Below are 19002 nucleotides of genomic sequence, written 5' to 3' on the forward strand. Positions count from 1 at the left end.
GATTGGTAATATTGCTCACTTTTGTAGCTTTTACCAATCGTTTCGAAATTACTCATGGCTCCCCCAGTACCTCGAATGCAGCTGAAAAAAGCCTTGAGACACCGATCATTCGGTTTCTCAAGGCTTTTAAGCATCTGATTTATTTTTCTAATTGCTTGGTAGTTCCGTTCGTATAACCGACGATTACTCGACTAGCCATTCCAATAAATAACCCGTTATCCACTACTCCCGGTATAAGCTGCAGCGCTGCATGAAGTTCATCGGCATTCGTTATGCGGCCCATATGGCAATCGGCAATATAGTTCCCGTTGTCGGTTACGAAGGGCTTATCGCCGGCTTGCCGCAAGACTGGCTGCGCGCGCAGCTTCTCCAGCTTTCGCATCGTCATCTCGAACCCAAAGGCGATGATTTCTACAGGCAACGGGAATCGTCCCAGCTCAGCAACCACCTTGCTCTCGTCAACGACAATAATGAGCTGCTTGCTGGCTGCTGCTACGATTTTCTCGCGCAGGAGTGCTCCTCCACCGCCCTTAATTAAATTCCACCTTGGATCCACTTCGTCAGCCCCATCAATCGTTACGTCGATGTAATCGATGTCCGCAGCCGCAATTAGCGGAATGCCTAGGCTTACGGCAAGCTCCTCTGATTGCTTGGAAGTCGCGATTGCTTGAATCGCAAGTCCTTCTTTGACTCTTTGCCCGATTTTTTGAATCGCGTAATAGGCGGTTGACCCGGTCCCTAAACCAACGACCATTCCGTCAACAATAAATTCCACCGCTTTCTCGGCAGCCAGTTGCTTTGATTCCATTACTTATCCCCTCTTCTTCGGATTACAACGTTAAATAGTAGTGAAAATAGGTTTCATCCTTCTCATAGCCGTTGCGCTCGTACAGACGCTGCGCAATGGCGTTGTCGCACGCCGTGCTGAGCTCTAAGCCCTTTGCGCCATTTTCTAGCGCGTAAGTCTTGGCGCGATCGAGAAGCAGCTCAGCGACGCCTTGCCCCCTATCGCTCTCTATGACATAAAGATCATTCAATATGAAAGCTTTTTTCATCGACACGGATGAAAAAATCGGATAAAGCTGAGTAAAGGCAATCATCTTCGAGCTTTCAGCCTTGATCGCTTTAAAAATAATCGATTGCTCCAATTGAATTCTATCCGCTAAAAATTGTTGGGCTCTAATTACGTCGGACAACTGCTTATAAAAGATTCGATATTCATTAAATAAGGTTGCCAATTGTTCAACATCCTTAATCGTCGCCCTGGAAATTTCAATATCCAATGCCGCACCTCCAGCCCAATCTATTGTACCAATTAGTATAGCAGTCCTAATTCAGGATGAATACTAGAAAATCAAAGCGCTATTTATGTCGTTAATTATTAGGGTGATGCTACCAATAACCGACAAACATCACATCTTCTATCTGCTAGAATTTTTAATAGGTTATCCCATCACAGACTAGGAGCGCTGATCATGAATACGATATCGAACGAGCATTTCCAGAACGAAACGATTGCATTTGATGGTTTTAGCTTTATCGGCTGTACGTTCACCAATTGCGTAATCATAATAACGACATTGGATTTCAATTTCGAACACTGTTCCTTCTACGAGTCTTCGCTGCATGTCAATCCGAATCTATCCATATTTGCCATCTCACATAAGCTCTCTCAATCGACTTACGATTCAGATACGACCTGTGTGCGCAACGATTACAAATATCCGCAAACCGTTGTTGAATTGCCGGCGGCAATCACTCAGCTGTAATTCATTCAAAGGGCTACCGCAATAGCCGGTTTGAAGAAATCATTTATTTCTTGTAGCGTATTGTTAAGCAATAAAAGAACCATCAACGCCACGTTTGAAAGCGGCGCCGATGGTTCTTTTGTTGATCTAAATGGAAAGGCTAGCTTTGCATACTTTAACGGGACACTTCCGCGCAGCTAATCGTTCATCATACGGCTTGCCAGGCGCTCAATTCTTAGCATCAGCTCCTGCATATGGAACGGTTTGACGACGTAATCGTCAGCGCCAATCTCCAATGCTTGAATGATGTCCTCCTTTTGATTGCGGGCAGTCAGCATGACAATGAGCAGCTGCTGCTCGGGATAGCACTTGCGCAGCTCCCGCAGGACGTCCAAACCATCAAGCTCTGGCATGGACCCATCCAGCAAAATAATATACTTCTCGCCTTCCCTATACCACTCTGAGGACAAAAACGTCTTTCCGTCTTCGAACCCAAAAGCTTTAGCCTTCGTATGGGTTGTCGGCCTCCAATCAGAGAAGCGGCTAGTGAGGATATCTCTAATTAGCGGATCATCATCTACGACGATAAGATTAAGCAAAACCTCCGATTTCTGTTCCTGTATATCCGTTGAATAGATGATCGTCTGGTTTCTGCCAGCCCTTTTGGCGCTATAAAGCGCTTGGTCTGCTTGTTCGATCCATTTTTCAGGCTGACCGATACTTTCTGCTAGTTGTGCGATGCCTGACGAGAAAGTAACTTGAAAAGTTTGTTCTCCGGCTTGAAATTTAATGAGGTTAAATTGTTTGCGGAGCTTATCGACTAAGCTAGCTGCTCCAATGCTGTCTATGTGAGGCAAAAGGAGCGCAAACTCCTCGCCGCCATATCGACAAAAAATGCCTTTGGCGGCGGTGACTTCCCGAGCCGTTGCGGCAAAAGCCTGCAGCACTTCGTCACCTTTTAAATGACCGTATTCATCGTTGACGTGCTTGAAATAATCCAAATCAAGCATAACAAGCGAGAATAGATCATTTTTTTGTTTGAAAGCCTCCGTTTGTTGTTTGATCACATGATTGAAATGTTTGCGGTTGAACGCGCCGGTTAACTCATCGAGCGTGATAGACCGATCCCAGTCCATTTTCATCATGAAGCGGTTATCGATTAACGCTGTCAGCAAATCCACGTCAAATGGCTTCGCAAGGAAATCCATTGCGCCTGAGCGATAAGCGTTAATCTGGTTTTCAACGGTAAAGTTTCCGCTCACCATCATGATCGGTATATGCTCAAGCTTTGCTTTTTCGACAATCTGAAGCAGCACTTCCATTCCGCTTTGATCAGGCAGCACGATATCCAGAAGAAGGAGGCATGGCTTCCATTGATAAAATAATTTCAAACCGCGTTCGGCAGTTAGCGCAATGGACACCTGGTAGTCGCTTTTTTCCAAAACCTCTTTGACATAAGTGACAAATTCAACATCATCGTCTATGACCAGCACTCGTTTGTGATCGTTCAGGCTGTCTTGGCTTATTTTCAAATAAACGTCATCCGTATTGCTGAAATCGGGGAGCTCTACTTGTGCTTGGAAAGGTGTGATCATGCTTCTTAAAGGAATAAGATGCTCAGACCATTCCATACGCGAATATGTTTTATCGCTTTTTTCAGCGAATAGATGTTCTTTGGACTCCGAGAACTTTTCAATCTCTACTAATCCAAGCGTTCCGCTCGTTCCCTTCAGATTATGAAAAAAACGATGGATTTCCTGTTCCTCCACAACCGTTTGGCTCGTCCACTCATCAATGGTTTGGATGATTCGTTGCTGAATGAGCTGTATATATTTTTCCGTTTTCATAGCCTTAAGCTCCTTCAATTATCGCAGCAAGCGTGAAATGGCAGCGCTTAGTCTTCCCGGCAAATAGGGCTTCACTAAAAATTCTGTAATTCCCCAGTGCGAGGCTTTCTCTTTTTCTTCGAATGCGCTTGAAATGATGATCGGCAAATTCAATATGGCATCCGTTTTTTTAATTTTGCTAATTAAATCCCAACCTGTTACGCCGGATTCAAGCATGAGATCCACGACTACGATATCGGGGTTCAGTTCTTCAATGGCATCGATAGCCAATGCACCTTCCTTGAATAAATGAACCTGAAAACCGCTTGCAAGAAGCTCATCGCTAAGCAGCGTCGCTAAATTATTGTCATTCTCAACAAGCATGACTTGTATGGAGGTTTCATCCCATGCTGCTAGGCTACCCTCTTCACTTACGATGGGGGTTGGCTGCTCGGCGATGGGAAGCATAAAGGTGAAGATGCTTCCTTTGCCGAATTCGGATTGAACCTCGATTTTACCCTCATGCTTCGTGACGATTTCCTTTACGATAGCCAGGCCTAATCCCGTTCCTCCAATTTCCCGGCGATCGGTATTATCCACTCTATAGAACTTATTGAATAGATTTTTCATGGCTTCTGGCGGGATGCCCAGTCCATGATCCTCGATTCGAATGAAAAATTGATTATTATTAATGCCACTAACTATATCGATTTGACCGCCGTTTGGCGAATACTTAATGGCGTTGCTAAGCAAATTAATGATAACCTGGTGCATTTTATCGCGATCTGCAAGCACGATAGTGCTCGGCGCCTCATGTCTCGCGTTTATTTGATGGTTTGGCGCCGATAATTGCTGCGTGTCGATCGCTTCGGTTATTAATGGCGTTAATGATAAGAGCTTCAGCTCATAGGTTTGTTTGCCCGACTCCATTCGCTGCAAGTCGAGAAAATCATTAATTAATGTCGTTAACCTTCTGGCTTCCTGATGAATCGTGGTCATGTATTTTCGCTGTCGTTCCGGTTTAAGCTCCCTATGCAGCAAAAGCTCTGCAAATCCGAGTACGCTGGCAAGAGGCGTTCTTAGCTCATGGCTTACGGTGCTCACGAACTCCGATTTCATCCGGTCGACCTCGTATTCCTTCGTAATATCCCGGTGTACGAGCAGCAGTCCGAATTTAATGCCGTTTCGGTAAAGCGGCTCGCAATATAGCTGGATAAACCGTCTGTCCGGCTCGATCACTTCATAAGTAATGCTACGCATTCCCTGATAATGACCGTATTGAACCAGACCTTCGATAAACGGAATAAGCAATTCGGGTTGAGCGACCGCGATGCGAATATGGTTGATTAATTGTTCATCGGTCATCATCATCGTTTGCTCTGTGTCTTTGAAAAACGGCAAGATATCTGACATTTTACGGTTGATTTGGCGCGTTGAACCATCCAAATCAAGCAATTGAATTCCTTCTTGAATCGTATCGAGCATGTCGCTGGTCATCAAACGCTGCTTCTCCGAAATTTCGTAAAGCTGAAGCTTGTCGAAGGCTAAAGATACCTGCGTCATCAACCCCGCAATTTCGACCTCTTCCTGCATGGATATTACGCGATTCACTTTCGTAATGACAACGCATGCTACGATTTCTTGGCTTGCATTCAGAATAGGCAGCACAAGATCAGTCGCCTTCATCGGATTATCATGGTATCCTTTTTCGCCGACATAACAATCCCTCATGATGGTGTACGATTTTCTCGTTTGCACGGCCCTTAGCAATATGCCATCATTCATGTTTTCAATGAACTGCAACGCCGCATCCTCGGAAATGCCAACTGAAGCATATTCATGCTCTCTATCCATTTTAACGATTATGCCTTTATCGCTTTCGGTAATGGAGACGATATTGGTAATAATGCTTTCTAGAAGCTCAGTCTGATCGAGCGTGCTTGAGAGCGATTGAACGAACTTATTGCGCTTCAACAAATATTTTTCATTCTGCTCCATCACTTCTACAGCTAATTGCAGTTCTTCCTGCTGAGCCTGCAGCTCATCCTGCTGGGCAATAAGCTCTTCATTCTGCGCAACAAGCTCTTCTTCTTTGCTTTGAATTTGAGTCAGCATCATCTGGAATGTACGTGCCAGCTCCCCTAACTCATCTGCTCTATCTTTCAGATCAACTTCTGTATATTCACCGTTGGCAAAGTTACGAGCTTGGCTTGTTAGCGTCAATAAAGGTACGCCGATTGCCTTGGCAACCCTTCTCGTTAGCAATGATGATAGCACTAATATAAATACAATATAGGCAATGAATAATAATGCTTGATACGATAGCCGTTCGATCAATTGATCATTTTTTTGTTCGGCAATCAGCCTTACTTTCGATTCCAGATCATGCGAATATGTAATGAGCTTATTCACGGGATTATCCTCGCCTGCGGATACCAGGACACGCAAAGCTTTATAATTCTCAGCCTTCGAATATTCGATGGCTTTGGGTAACAACTCGTCAAAATAATTGGTGAAAAAGTCTTCGATGTTCAGCATGACTTCTTCTTCCGAAGCGCTTAGCTTCATTTTTTTTATCTCGACTAAATTTTCATCCAACAACGCTTTTTCAGCAAATATTTGTTCATACTCATAATCCGATAAATAGACATAATACCCTCGGGCCCGCAATATAACTTCGTTGGAATGATCGGCGATTTCCGAGACGAGCTCTTGCTTCTGCCTGAGCAGCGTTGTTTCAGCTGTATAATTTTTCAAGGTCAATACCGCACTTACCAAAACAAACACGGCACCGAGCAGGATGAGAGACAAGGAGAGCATCATCATGGCCACAAATTGCCTTGTAATTCGTTTATTTAAATAGCGGCGCAGCTTACCCACGAAGCATCTCCTCTACCTTGTCGATGAGCTCCAAGGGGCTAAAGGGTTTAGACATGAAGCCATCTGCGCCTGCATGAAGCACCTTCTCCTGCTCCGCCTGCTGACTCTTCGCGGATAACATTAATATTTTGGCTTGCTGCCTGTTTTCGAGCTGCCTTGTTTGTTCGATCACTTCGATCCCCGTCATCTTCGGCATCATGTAATCCAAAATGATCAGATCAAACCTTGTATCTCTTATTTTTTGCAGCGCTTCTTCCCCGTCCGCCGCTTCTTCAAGCTTATAGCCCTCATCTTCGAGCGTATCTGCTATGAGCATCCGCAAGATTGGCTCATCCTCAGCAATTAGCAATGTTTTCATTTCGGTATCCTCCGCTATTCTCTAGTTCGTTTTTCGACATAACGCGTCAAATTACAACAATCTCATATTCATTCGACATTTGCTCGTAAATTCCTTCGTGCATGACCTTCTTGCTTGCAGGAATCCGTATATCTCCCCCAACATAACAAAAAACAGACCGTCATGACGGCCTGTTCTCTATAAGGGTTCGTTACCTGGATTTCACGATAATCTTGCGGATGCTCTCGCCTGACAAATGATATTTCCGCTCCAAGTCAGCGACTGACCATCCGTTTGAATAATATAGATAAATTTCCTTATTGCGCTCCGCCAGAAGCTTGCGCGTTCCGCTCACCTCGCCCCAATGGGCTCTTTGCTCCGCGAGCTTAGGTACATAGATCAAGTCGCCTTGAATGTATTTTTGCAGCTCTTGCAATAAGCTAGGGGGAAGCACATCTCTCCCATTTTTGTAGTTCACTATAGACGTCCTCCTTGAAGATGCTCATCTTTGTAAGATTATTGGATTTCGTTGTCATCAACATTTTTTACTTCCTCCCTTCGAATTTTGGTAAAACTCATCTACGTATAAACAAAAAAAGCGATGGATAACGATCCCGTCCTCTCGGCTTTTTTCGTCCTGCACTCTGTCATTATATTGTAAGCCTTTTCGGTTGACAAGAAATGTTTTCCATTATTACCATCCTTGCGCGTGAACGAAATAAAAGGAGACCTTTCGGTCTCCTTCATATGAGTGATCTCCGTTTAAACGGAGATCACCTCCAGGTTGTTAATCAATTCGATCAGCTCCTTTCCTATTCATTTGTCGGCCCGACTTCATCAGTATATATCCATATGCATAGCTCCCGATAGTGAAAAAACGGCTATAAATAATCTTTACCAGCGATCCCGCTGTCAAGTTAAAAATTGCCGTTTATTTATCATCACTTTTTAATAAATACGATTTTTATCAGTGATAGCAAGGCTTTGTTTCCTCATAGGTAATTGTTGGGTTTTTAATCTATGTTATGGTATTTCTAGTCGATTCACTAGATTCACAATCCAAGGAGGAATAACATGATTAACATGACGAACAACCGTATGAAGAAAGCCATCGCAGGTATAGGAATTAGCTTGTCTATCGCTATATGCGCAGGATCCATTGCAATGCCTCAATCAGCGCACGCAGCGACAGCATCAAGCTCCTCGAAAGTAAGCAGCGTGGTATCCATCGGGAAAAAATATATCGGCGTGCCTTATAAATTTGGAGCCAAATCAGGCATTACAAGCTCCTTTGATTGCTCATCCTTTACGCAGTACGTGTATAAAAAAGTAGGAGTCAGCCTGCCTAGATCCTCTAAACAGCAAGCAAAGTCGGGCTCTTACGTATCTAAAAGCAATCTGAAAGCCGGGGATCTTATATTCTCTGATACGAACCGTGACGGTATTATTAACCACGTAAGCATTTATATTGGCAGCGGTAAGCTGCTTCATACGTATAGAGTCGGTGTTGGCGTTACGATCTCCACTTTCAAGGGCAGTACGTGGGACAAGACCTATGTAACGGCGAGAAGAGTAATTAAATAGGTAAAGAGGGTGCTCTCCAGCGGATAGCACCCTCTTTATCTTCTATTCAAGCAGGCCGAGCATTTTTAATCCAAACATAATTCCGTCTTCCGTTACATCCTTTGTTACATAACGAGCAGCCTGCTTCACTTCATCTGGAGCGTTCCCCATCGCTACGCTATGATGAATATGCTGCAGCATCTCCAGGTCATTGATTCCGTCGCCAAATGCATAAATATCCTCGCTTAGGAAGCCGGATTTTTCAATCAATGCCTGAATGCCAATGGCTTTCGAGCCTCCTGGAGGGAGAACATCGCTCCCAAACATATGCCAGCGAATGAAGCCGAGCTCAGCAAAGCCTTCTTTGTAGCAGCCTTCATCCTCCTCTTTGCAATAAAGCAGACATTGGTAAATGGATTTATCGATGTGGTAATCCGGCTCCAGTGGCGGCAATCTCTTAAGCAAGGCCTCGTCGGCTTCGTTCGGATAGGCCGTTTGATGCGTGCTTGACCGCATGCCGTCCGGCGTCATGTAGACCAAAGGGTGATTGTTTTTTAGCGAAAGGTCAGTTAGCTCTACTATTCTGGCGGGATCGATGGGATGGCTATATACGACCTCGCCATTATAGACGGCGTACGAACCGTTAAAGCTAACGTATGAATCGATTTTCAATGCTTCGGACACGGGCTTTAACATAAAAGGTCCTCTGCCCGTAGCAATAACCAGCTCATGTCCGGCCGATTGCAATTGCTCAATCGCATCCTTGGTCGAAGACGGGATTTTTTTTTCGTGATCAACCAGAGTACCGTCTATGTCAAAAAATATTAGCTTCTTATTCATCATATTTGCCTCAGTTCTCGTTTGCTTTTGTTCCATTATAGCTTATTTCAGCTGAGTGGATGTATATGGGGCAAACAAAAAGCCGATGCCTGCATGCATCAGCTATATCAGTTGGGAGACATGGTCATGCCGCGTACCGCAAGAATGGGCCTTCTAAGCACTGCGGTTGCGTATGGTGGCGAGCCGATTTTAGTTTCAAACGTGTCGGTCTTCCCATCAGCAAAGGTGCCTCCGCAATATCTCTTTGTGCAAGCTCGATCAATAACGAAATGTCGCCGGTTTCATAGGCTATCGCCATTACGCGCAGCCATTGCGACCACTCCTCTTCTTTAGGGAGCATGATTTTGCCCGTCATAAGCTCGGTTCTTGCTGCCGTTAACGCATCCCGGGCTCGGAATAAAGCGGCTTTTACGGCACCCTCCGTTGTTCCAAGCATTTCCGCGGTCTCTGCTATGGAATAATGAAACACCTCGCGAAGCAGAAATACCTTTCGTTGTATGGGCGACAAATGCCTTATCAACGCATATAGCGGTTCTTCGCAATCCGTTACATATTGATCCTTTATGCCATCCGAATTTATTATTCGGTCTAAAGACAAACGATACGTACGATTGCGCCGCAATTGATCAATCCAAATATTTTTGGCAATGCGTATCAGAAATGCTTCCGGATTGGCGTGCTTGGCATCTAAAAGGGTGGGCATGCCTCTTAACCATGTCTCCTGTACAAGATCATCCGCATCCCAGCTTGATTTTGTTAGTGAGAGGCAATAGCGATGCAAATTCTTATATAACGTTTCTAACTTGCTTTTTTGTTCATTCACCTCGATCGTCGGCGACCATTCCGCTACCTTCATACATCTGCCTCCTTCGATTATCGTTATTTCCATCCAACGGATAGAAACATGCTTATGATGTAAACGAATGTAACGGCTGAAAGGATACGCAATCCGCGAAAAAAAACGCCGTATCTTTTAGCAGCCTTTGATCGTTTACGTTACGAGTGCCAAATGCAACCAAGGAGGAATACGAATGAACAACTTTGTTCCTTATGTAGTCGAACAATCCAGCAGAGGTGAAAGATCCTACGATATTTATTCCAGATTGCTGCGGGACCGTATCATTTTTCTCGGTTCAGCGATTGATGACACTGTCGCGAACAGTATCGTTGCCCAGCTGCTGTTTCTGGCTGCCGAGGAGCCGGATAAAGAAATATCGATGTACATCAACAGCCCCGGCGGCTCTACTTCGGCTGGCTTTGCCATTCTGGACACCATGCAGTTCGTTAAACCGCCAGTTCACACGATCTGTACTGGTTTTGCTGCTTCCTTTGCGGCCATTCTGTTGCTAGCCGGGGAAAAAGGACATCGCTCCGCGCTGCCGAATAGTGAAATTATGATTCATCAGCCGCATGGCGGCGTTCAAGGGCAAGCAAGCGATATCGCGATCAGCGCGGCCCGAATTCTGAAGATTCGCGCCAAGCTAAACCGGATTAGTTCGGAACGCACAGGCCAGCCGATTGAAAAAATCGAAAAGGATATGGATCGAGACTATTATATGTCATCGGAGGAGGCGTTGGAATACGGAATCATCGATAAAATCGTTACTTCGATGTAGCAATCAGGCTCTTATGGATCCAGACGGCAGCTTGACTCCCGTCTCCCATCGCTAACGTGACCATTTCGGAGTGTGCAATGACATCGCCTGCTGCCCATACATTTTTAACGTTAGTCTGCTTCGTTCGAGGGTCAACGATAATGTGGTTGTTTTTCATGAGCTGAACACCGAGCTGCTTGGCCAGGCTGGAGCGAACCTCATTGCCGCCAAATGCGACAAAGCAGCGAGACCGCAAGATGACGGAGCCATCTTGAAGGGCAACTCCGTTGAATTGTTCGTCGTTTGCCAGCACCTCACGAATGGCTTGATTATGAAAGGCAATGCTTCGCTCTTTCAGCTTCGCCAGAAGCGAGTCATCAATCGGTGCCAGCTCATGATTCACATAGATAATGTCGGACGTCCAGTGGGTGAGCGTAAGCGCCATTCTCGCGCCTGCGTTGCCCGAGCCAAGCACCAATATAGCCGAATCCCTTACCTCATACCCATCGCAATCCGGACATACAAAAACACTGATCCCCATGCACGGAATGAGCATGGGGAAGTCAGGAACGCGGTCTTTGACGCCTGTAGCGAGCAGAATTCGTTCTCCAAGGAACGACCGACCGTCTGCTGTTTCTAATAGCCAATCATCGCCTTCGCGCGCTGCTTGAGAAACCTTGCCTTGTATAAACACCGTTCCAAGCTGTTCTGCTTGCAGCTTCCCGGAAGCAAGCAGCTCCGGTCCGCTAACGCCGTCAGGAAAGCCGATTAGATTATGATAGCTTTTGCATAGGGAAGATCTGCCGTCGCCAGCATCGATGATCGCTACCCGATGACGATATCTTCCTAGCTGTATGGCAGCCTGAAGACCGGCTATCCCTCCGCCTATGATAATACACTCGAACTTCATCGGTTCCCTCCATTCCCTCATAGCCATAATTAAGATGTATAGTTGTATATCCATCTATTATCCATGCGAATGCAGTCCCTTATTCAAGAAAAGGCGTTTATGCTTAAACTGAAATGCCTGTACGACGATTTAAGCCATTTTTTCTTCGTTTAATCAGCTCCGGCAGCGCGACTCCCGCTAGCACTACGATCACGCCTATCCATTGCAGGGCGCTAACATGCTCGTTAAGCACGAAGGATGACAGCAATACGGCTACCGGCAGCTCAGAAGCGCCTAATATGCCTGCCATGCCTTCTCCGATATGGGGAACGCCAATCGCAAACAGGACAGGGGGGATAAAGGCACCGAACATGCCGAGCAGAAAGCCATACAGCAGCAATTCTCCCCATAATTGGCCGTTAAACAAAAAAGTCGGCGGGAATACAATAAACACAAGAACCAATCCGCCCGTAATCATCCAAGCGCTGCGATATGCGGGATGTACGGAAGGCACCGCTTTGCCGCTAAACAAAATAAACATGGAGTAGCTAACTGCAGACAACAGGCCCAATACGACACCCATTAGATTAAAATTGCCCATTCCCTGCTCCATAATGCCAGCTGCAAGCATCGTTCCTCCGAATAAGATTGCAATGGTGAAAAGCATAATGCCGCTAGGACGTTTCCGCTGCCCTACTGCTTGTATCAATACGCCGATCCATGTAAATTGGAATAACAATATAATAGCGAGCGACGCCGGGATATAACGCAGCGATTCATAATACAGCAGTCCTGTAATCGCTGTAGGTGCCCCTGCCGCCATGAGCAGAAGCCGCTGCTTCCAGGTTAGACGGGAGGAAACCGTTTTAGGCTTAGCGCGCGACTCCATATTTTTGCCGATGTTCCTTTTCTCGCGCCATTTCATGATAAAGGTGAGAATCCAGGCAAGGATAAAGCCAGTCAGCAATTGACTTCCGACTACTTCTCCAAGCTCATAACCTTTACCGTATGCAAGCACTACGATCGTGGACAAAATTCCGTAGCTTGCCGCTCCCAAAAATACAGATAAAATATACTTCATCTTGCTGTCAGCACCTCTCTTGTTCGTTCGATTCAAAGACGTAAACGCAAAAAATCCTAACTAGGAATACAAGATCATCGCGTAATGATCGCATATTCGTAGTTAGGAAGTTAAGGCTCCCCGTAGAAACCCTCACCCTGGTTGAGCTTAAAATGCCGTGAGGTTATACGAAGCTATTTAGTTGGTCATCCCATTCTTAAGCACTATGAATGTTACATGACAAGTAAGGTTAAGTCAATAGGTATTTCACTGGAAAAGCTATGGTCCATCTCGTTCAGACAAAATTGACGGCATGGTCACCCGCTTCTTATGCTATGATAGGAAAACATAATTTCGGATATGGGATGGAGTGAGATGGTATGGGTACGTTTGTTCAGAACGGAACGGTTCGTTCTGTTTGCCCCTTTGATTGCCCGGATACATGCGGTCTTAGCGTGACGATTGAAGAAGGCAAAATAACGAAAATAACTGGCGATGCCGCACATCCTGTAACTCGCGGCGCTATATGCAATAAAGTAAGGCAGCTAAACGACCGCGTGTACCACCCTGAACGGCTTCTTTACCCGATGCGGCGCAAAGGGCCAAAAGGAAACATGGACTTCGAGAGAATAACTTGGGAAGAAGCCTACGATGAAATCGCCAAACGCATGACAGCCATTATTGCGAAAGATGGGCCGCAAGCGATATTGCCGTATAGCTTCTATGGCAATATGGGCGTTTTGAATGCGGAAGGAATGGATCGGCGTTTTTTCCACCGACTCGGCGCTAGCAGGCTTGACCGGACCATATGCAACGCGGCGGGATCTGCAGGTTATGCTTATACGATGGGCGGCTCAATCGGGATTGACCCGGAAGAAACGGTTCATGCGAAACTATTCCTAATCTGGGGCTGCAACTTAGTATCAACGAACATGCATCAAACCATGCTGGCAACCGAAGCGCGAAAAAACGGCGCTACGATCATTCATATCGACGTTCACCGCAACCGAACCTCGGCTTGGGCAGACCAGTTCATCCATTTGCGCCCCGGCACGGACGCTGCGCTCGCACTCGGGATGATGCATGTGATTATTCGAGACGGGCTTGCGGATCAAGCCTTCCTTGAACAGCACACGATTGGATACCAGGAGCTTGCCGCACAAGCATCGCCATATACGCCTGAATACGTTGCAGGCATTACGGGCGTACCGGCTGAGCAAATCGAGGAGCTCAGCCGTTTGTACGGAAACGCCTCTCCTTCTTTTATTCGGATCGGCAACGGCCTGCAGCATCATGACAATGGCGGCATGGCCATTAGAACCATAGCTTGCTTGCCTGCTTTGACTGGCCAATGGAATGTTCGTGGCGGCGGCGCAATGAAGGGCAATAGCTGGTATTCCCGTCTTAATGCCAACCAAATCGAGAGGCCGGATTTAATGCCGGACCCAAGCGTAAGAACGATAAGCATGAATCAGCTTGGCGATGCCCTCCTCGACTCCGCATCCCCTGTGAACATGCTGTTTGTCTATAACAGCAATCCTGCAGTCGTGGCTCCCGATCAGAACCGCGTTCGCAAAGGCCTAATGCGGGAGGATCTATTCACCGTCACGCATGATTTATTTCTGACTGACACCTGCAAATATTCGGATATCGTGCTGCCGGCTACTTCCCACTTCGAGAACCTGGACTTGTACACCTCCTATTGGCATCTCTATTTGCAGCTTCACGAGCCTATAATGGAACCAATGGGAGAATGCAAGTCCAACTTTACGCTGTTCAAGGAGCTGGGGCTGCGGCTCGGCTTTGAACATGAGGCATTTGATATTACGGAGAAACAAATGATCCAAGAAGCGCTGGACAGCAAGCATAATTCATTCCTTTCGGGAATTACGTTCGAAGCGCTGCAGTCGCATTCATGGATGAAGGCAGGCGGGGATTCATTGCCTGCTGTAACTGCTGTCATTCCAACGCCGTCTGGCAGAATCGAACTTTATTCCGAGCAGATGCTGCTGGACGGCTATTCCCCCCTTCCCGCGCATTCACCCTTGAAAGAGCCTGAAACCTATCCTTTCTTGCTCATGACGGGACCAAATCATAGCTTTATCAACTCGACCTTCGCTAACCAAGAACGCCTTCAGAAGCTGGAGAAGGAGCCGCTACTTCATATGCATAGCGGGGACGCAGAAGCTTTGGGCTTGCAGGACGGAGAACGGGTAAATGTGCGAAACGACCGTGGTGAGGTCGAGATCAGGCTGCGCATAGGAAGTGACGTGCTTCCCGGCGTTCTCGTTACGCAGGGCCTTTGGTGGGACGATCATCGTAAAGGACATCAAGCCGTCAATGCACTTACGCCTCAGCGTCTGGCGGATATGGGCGGCGGAGCCACTTTCTTCTCCAATCGCGTCGAAGTTGTCAAACTGAAAGCAACTTAACCGAACTGAAAGCAATGTCACAAAACAAACAACCTGTACTTCGCATTCATGCGGAATACAGGTTGTTTGTTTTGATTCCATTCAGTAAGCAATGCCTACGCGCTCGCGGATATGCTTTTCATTCATATACACATCAACCGCAAATGCAGCTGTATCGGCAAACGAAATAGCGGTCCCGCCACTCGGCAATACATCCTTGCGAACACGGTATTCTCCTCTACGCTCTTCCTCGACGAGCCTAGTCGGACAAATGACCGTCCAGTCTAATTCCTCCGATTGCAGAAGCTTGTTATAGACGGATTCATGCTCTTTTGCCGCTTCGTGATGGATTCGTTTATTTTCAACAGACTGATACCTATACAGATGGGGCTGTAGTTCACTTTGAAGGATACCTGCAGTACCGATCGTAATGAGCCTTCTGATCTTATGCGTCTTCATCGCCTCGATTATATGCCCAAGCCCTGTTGCCAATGTACCGTTACCTTCGGTATTGAGTGCGCAAATGACGCATGTAACGCCGATCATCGCTTGATCTACGTCTTGCGGGACGCGAACATCGCCTAGAAAGCTTCCTGGCAGCATCTGCTCCGCAGAGCGCACGAACCTTCGATATGCAATCTGTTGCTCCGTCAAATACCGCGCAATATATAGCCCAGTTTTACCTGTAGCGCCAATTAATAAAAGCTTGATAGTGACCAATCCTCATTTCTATCCCTTGGATGAACCTTTCCTATCGTATCATCATGATCCGCCAAAGCCAAAAAGTAAAGCTTGCATGAGGCATGAGCACTGGAGCTGCCCAACAAGGGTAAAACAGATCCGACTATTTCCATGACATAGCCAAAAAACCTTCAACGCCACTGTAAAAGTGGAGCTGAAGGCACTTTTTAACCCTATATCACTTCATAAGTCAGAACTGCATTTTCCGCAACCAAATGGGAAGCAGCCCTGTTTAATTCACATTTTCCAAGGATAGAGCTTCATACTGGATTGGATTGACGATTTTTCTCAATAGATGCATAGGACCGTCCCCGTTATCAAAGTCAAAAACATGCAGCCTTTCGTACCCTCGCCTCTCGTACATCGCAAGAAGCCATGGATGCTTCTCGGCAGTTGCAAGCGTTACCGCGGCAGCTCCGACTTTTTCCCTTATGATGGTTTGCTCCAGCCAGCTAAGCAGCTTGTTGCCGATGCCCACTCCTTGATAGGCGGGATCGACGGCAAACCATTTGATAAACGGAAACGGCGTGATCGATTTAACCTCGTCACCCTTTGATAAGGTAACCGTAGCAGCTATTTCGCCATCAAGCTCCAGAACATAACATTCATTCGAAGCGATATTATCTTGAATCAATGCCAGATCGGCATGTGCAGCCGGCCAATGAAGCTCAAGCTCTCTGATCGTTACATAAGCCTCATATACTACATGTAGAAGTCTCTCTGCATCTTCTAATTGAGCTAATCGATATACCTCGCTCATCATGTCCACCTCTTTGTTCAATGAAATTCATAAATGCCGATTTGAATAATCGGAATAACGATGTTTTCACTTTATCATTTCACTGGATCAGTAGCAAATAGAGATCTTCTATACGTAAATAAACAAAATGAATGCGTAACAAGAAATTTACCGGAGCTCGGCTACCGTATTGGTCGGCAATTGCCCCGTTAACGCATTCACGAGATTTCGAGCGGCCAGCATGGCCATGTTAGCTCTTGTTGCTTCGGTTGCTGAACCGATATGCGGAAGCGTAAGTACATTATTCATGGTCAAAAAGGGGTGATCTTCCGGAAGGGGTTCCTTCTCGAACACATCAAGCCCAGCAGCCGTTATCGTTCCGGCTTGCAGCGCTTCAATCAGGGCAGCTTCATCTATCGTTTGCCCACGCGAAACATTTATAAAAATCGCTGTCTGCTTCATTAGTTTAAATTGCTCTCGTCCGATTAGCTTATTGGTCTCAGGCGTTAATGGCGCCAGCATAACGATAAAATCCGATTCAGCGAGCAATTCATTCAGAGCTAAGTAGCGGACGCCTAACATGGCTTCGGCTTCCGGCTTTTGGCTGCGATTGAAATAGGCGACATCCATGTCGAAGCCGAACCTTGCCCTGCGCGCCACGGCTTCGCCAATTCGGCCCATACCGATTATGCCAAGCTTAGCGTGATGAACATCTTGTCCAAACCATTTATTACCTATTCCAGCCTTCCATTGACCTTCCTTTACATACCGATCCAGCTCGGCAACTCGCCTTGCCGTACCTAGCATAAGAGCCAGAGCTAAATCTGCAACCGTATCATCAAGAACATGCGGGGTATGCGTCCCAATAATGCCGTGCTCCCTCATCGCGTCCAGATCGAAATGGTTGTAGCCTACGCTGATGCTGCTTACGGCTTTCAGACGAGGTGCATTTGCGATCAATTCGGCGTCTACTTGGGTTCCGGCAGTTAGTAGCCCTTCCGCATGCTCAAGCCTCTTCAGCAAAATATCGCGAGTTATAGGGGAAGATTCTTCCCATTTGTCGACTGTGCAGTATTGCGCCAGGTAGGCCTCGACCTCGCTGGACACGCTTCGGTCAATAAAAACATTTGGTTTCATGGATGGTCTCCTCTCATGCGTTATAATAAATAAGCATAACATAACAAGAGATTCCGGGCACCTAGCTCGGAATATTTCAGCTTTCGGTCAACCCAGTCATTCATATATTCCAGTTTTTAAGCATGCATAGCGGTTTGACGCTTCAATAAATCCTCTACAACGATACATGCCATCGCTTCTACGACGGGAATAATGCGCGGGCAAATGCATGGATCATGCCTGCCTATGGTTTCAATCATTTTTTCGTTGCCGTGTATGTCAACCGTATGCTGAGGCAATGAAATCGAAGACGTAGGCTTGACCGCGATTCGGAATACAATCTCCTCTCCCGTACTGATGCCGCCTATAATGCCGCCTGCAAAATTGCTAAGAAATCCTTCTTTATTCATTTCATCGTTATGCTCACTGCCAAGCATGCCCGCAGCAGCAAAGCCAGCTCCGAATTCAATGCCTTTAACGGCTCCAATAGAGAGCATTGCTTTGGCAAGCTCGGCATCAAGCTTATCGAAGACAGGTTCGCCTATGCCGGGCTGTACGCCTCTTATGCGGCACTCTACGATTCCGCCGCAGCTGTCGCCAATTGCCGCCAAATGCTCGATTTTTTCGATCATCTTCACGGCAGCCTCGGGATCGCACGCTCTCACGGCATTTTGTTCAATCGATTCCTCCGCGAACGTTTCGCATTTAATGCCGCCGATTTCGGTGGTGTAAGCAACGACGCTTATTCCTTTTCCTTCAAGCAGCTTGCGGGCTACGGCACCACCCGCTACCCGTCCCGCGGTTTCGCGCCCGGAAGCACGCCCGCTTCCCCGGTGGTCTCGGATGCCGTATTTCTGCAAATACGTGTAATCCGCATGACCTGGCCGGAACGAATATTGAATATCGCTGTACGCATCCGGCCTCATATCTTTATTGTGCAGCATAATAAAGAGCGGTGTTCCAGTCGTTTTCCCTTCGAACATCCCCGAGAGTATGCTAATGACATCATATTCCTTGCGTGGAGACGTGACGGATGATTGGCCAGGCTTGCGTCTGTCCATCTGAATTTGTATATATTGTTCATCCAGCTCTACTCCTGGTGTGACGCCATCGACGATAACCCCAACGGCTTCTCCATGCGATTCTCCGAAGGTCGTAATTTTAAAACTTTCGCCATAGGTATTCCCTGCCATGCATATTCCTCCCGATTGAATGCGTTGACGCATTCTTTATCTGTCCATTATAATTTCGTTATTG

Annotated in this window: 18 protein-coding genes and 1 riboswitch; of the genes, 4 read left to right on the top strand and 14 right to left on the bottom strand. The window is 46.6% G+C overall.

Translation table 11 applies throughout. The features are described 5' to 3' along the window. Nucleotides 1-139: 139 nt before the first annotated feature. Both rpiA and AC0YN3_RS04355 read right to left on the bottom strand, forming a co-directional pair. The gene (rpiA, locus tag AC0YN3_RS04350) at nt 140-808 is read right to left on the bottom strand and encodes a ribose-5-phosphate isomerase RpiA (protein ID WP_475773864.1); all 669 of its coding nucleotides are present in this window, start codon (nt 806-808) and stop codon (nt 140-142) included. A 22-nt stretch (nt 809-830) separates the two neighbouring features. Then, complete coding sequence (locus tag AC0YN3_RS04355) at nt 831-1277, bottom strand: GNAT family N-acetyltransferase (RefSeq protein ID WP_475774288.1); 447 nt, start codon at nt 1275-1277, stop codon at nt 831-833. A 198-nt stretch (nt 1278-1475) separates the two neighbouring features. Between AC0YN3_RS04355 and AC0YN3_RS04360 the strand changes: the two genes are divergently transcribed. Continuing rightward, on the top strand, nt 1476-1769 hold the full coding sequence (locus tag AC0YN3_RS04360; protein WP_475773865.1) for a hypothetical protein: 294 nt from the start codon (nt 1476-1478) through the stop codon (nt 1767-1769). A gap of 176 nt (nt 1770-1945) precedes the next feature. Here AC0YN3_RS04360 and AC0YN3_RS04365 read toward each other — a convergent pair whose 3' ends face one another. The 4 genes from AC0YN3_RS04365 to AC0YN3_RS04380 all read right to left on the bottom strand — a co-directional run bounded on the left by AC0YN3_RS04365 (nt 1946) and on the right by AC0YN3_RS04380 (nt 7269). Further along, on the bottom strand, nt 1946-3595 hold the full coding sequence (locus AC0YN3_RS04365; protein ID WP_475773866.1) for a GGDEF domain-containing response regulator: 1650 nt from the start codon (nt 3593-3595) through the stop codon (nt 1946-1948). 18 nt (nt 3596-3613) lie between these two features. Next, nucleotides 3614-6454 carry an ATP-binding protein gene (locus AC0YN3_RS04370; RefSeq protein ID WP_475773867.1) on the bottom strand — a complete coding sequence of 947 codons (2841 nt, stop codon included), beginning with the start codon at nt 6452-6454 and terminating at the stop codon, nt 3614-3616. Then, the gene (locus tag AC0YN3_RS04375; RefSeq protein ID WP_475773868.1) at nt 6447-6812 is read right to left on the bottom strand and encodes a response regulator; all 366 of its coding nucleotides are present in this window, start codon (nt 6810-6812) and stop codon (nt 6447-6449) included. The genes AC0YN3_RS04370 and AC0YN3_RS04375 overlap by 8 nt, the downstream gene beginning before the upstream one ends. A gap of 190 nt (nt 6813-7002) precedes the next feature. Next, nucleotides 7003-7269 (bottom strand): CD3324 family protein, encoded by a 267-nt coding sequence (locus tag AC0YN3_RS04380; RefSeq protein ID WP_183560607.1) that lies wholly within the window; start codon nt 7267-7269, stop codon nt 7003-7005. A 596-nt stretch (nt 7270-7865) separates the two neighbouring features. Between AC0YN3_RS04380 and AC0YN3_RS04385 the strand changes: the two genes are divergently transcribed. After that, the gene (locus AC0YN3_RS04385; protein WP_475773869.1) at nt 7866-8375 is read left to right on the top strand and encodes a C40 family peptidase; all 510 of its coding nucleotides are present in this window, start codon (nt 7866-7868) and stop codon (nt 8373-8375) included. A gap of 42 nt (nt 8376-8417) precedes the next feature. On the opposite strand, the gene AC0YN3_RS04390 is transcribed toward AC0YN3_RS04385, so the two are convergent. Further along, complete coding sequence (locus AC0YN3_RS04390; RefSeq protein ID WP_475773870.1) at nt 8418-9197, bottom strand: Cof-type HAD-IIB family hydrolase; 780 nt, start codon at nt 9195-9197, stop codon at nt 8418-8420. A 121-nt stretch (nt 9198-9318) separates the two neighbouring features. Further along, on the bottom strand, nt 9319-10050 hold the full coding sequence (locus tag AC0YN3_RS04395; RefSeq protein ID WP_475773871.1) for an RNA polymerase sigma factor: 732 nt from the start codon (nt 10048-10050) through the stop codon (nt 9319-9321). 175 nt (nt 10051-10225) lie between these two features. Between AC0YN3_RS04395 and clpP the strand changes: the two genes are divergently transcribed. After that, complete coding sequence (gene clpP / locus AC0YN3_RS04400) at nt 10226-10810, top strand: ATP-dependent Clp endopeptidase proteolytic subunit ClpP (RefSeq protein ID WP_475773872.1); 585 nt, start codon at nt 10226-10228, stop codon at nt 10808-10810. On the opposite strand, the gene AC0YN3_RS04405 is transcribed toward clpP, so the two are convergent. Continuing rightward, the gene (locus AC0YN3_RS04405; protein ID WP_475773873.1) at nt 10797-11699 is read right to left on the bottom strand and encodes an NAD(P)/FAD-dependent oxidoreductase; all 903 of its coding nucleotides are present in this window, start codon (nt 11697-11699) and stop codon (nt 10797-10799) included. The two genes, clpP and AC0YN3_RS04405, sit on opposite strands and share 14 nt — an antisense overlap. Nucleotides 11700-11802: 103 nt before the next feature. Beyond that, on the bottom strand, nt 11803-12759 hold the full coding sequence (locus AC0YN3_RS04410) for an EamA family transporter (RefSeq protein ID WP_475773874.1): 957 nt from the start codon (nt 12757-12759) through the stop codon (nt 11803-11805). 79 nt (nt 12760-12838) lie between these two features. Then, a riboswitch (purine riboswitch) is annotated at nt 12839-12950 on the bottom strand. 168 nt (nt 12951-13118) lie between these two features. On the opposite strand from AC0YN3_RS04410, the gene AC0YN3_RS04415 reads away from it, so the two are divergent. Further along, nucleotides 13119-15170 (top strand): molybdopterin-containing oxidoreductase family protein, encoded by a 2052-nt coding sequence (locus tag AC0YN3_RS04415; protein WP_475773875.1) that lies wholly within the window; start codon nt 13119-13121, stop codon nt 15168-15170. Between the two features lie 81 nt (nt 15171-15251). On the opposite strand, the gene AC0YN3_RS04420 is transcribed toward AC0YN3_RS04415, so the two are convergent. The 4 genes from AC0YN3_RS04420 to aroC all read right to left on the bottom strand — a co-directional run bounded on the left by AC0YN3_RS04420 (nt 15252) and on the right by aroC (nt 18938). Further along, on the bottom strand, nt 15252-15869 hold the full coding sequence (locus tag AC0YN3_RS04420; protein ID WP_475773876.1) for an NAD(P)-dependent oxidoreductase: 618 nt from the start codon (nt 15867-15869) through the stop codon (nt 15252-15254). Between the two features lie 253 nt (nt 15870-16122). Next, on the bottom strand, nt 16123-16650 hold the full coding sequence (locus AC0YN3_RS04425; protein ID WP_475774289.1) for a GNAT family N-acetyltransferase: 528 nt from the start codon (nt 16648-16650) through the stop codon (nt 16123-16125). 147 nt (nt 16651-16797) lie between these two features. After that, the gene (locus AC0YN3_RS04430) at nt 16798-17766 is read right to left on the bottom strand and encodes a 2-hydroxyacid dehydrogenase (RefSeq protein ID WP_475773877.1); all 969 of its coding nucleotides are present in this window, start codon (nt 17764-17766) and stop codon (nt 16798-16800) included. Nucleotides 17767-17882: 116 nt separating this feature from the next. Beyond that, a complete protein-coding gene (gene aroC / locus AC0YN3_RS04435; RefSeq protein WP_475773878.1) occupies nt 17883-18938 on the bottom strand; it encodes a chorismate synthase in 1056 nt (351 codons plus the stop codon). Nucleotides 18939-19002: the final 64 nt, after the last annotated feature.

This window comes from Paenibacillus sp. J22R232 (genome assembly GCF_056269165.1).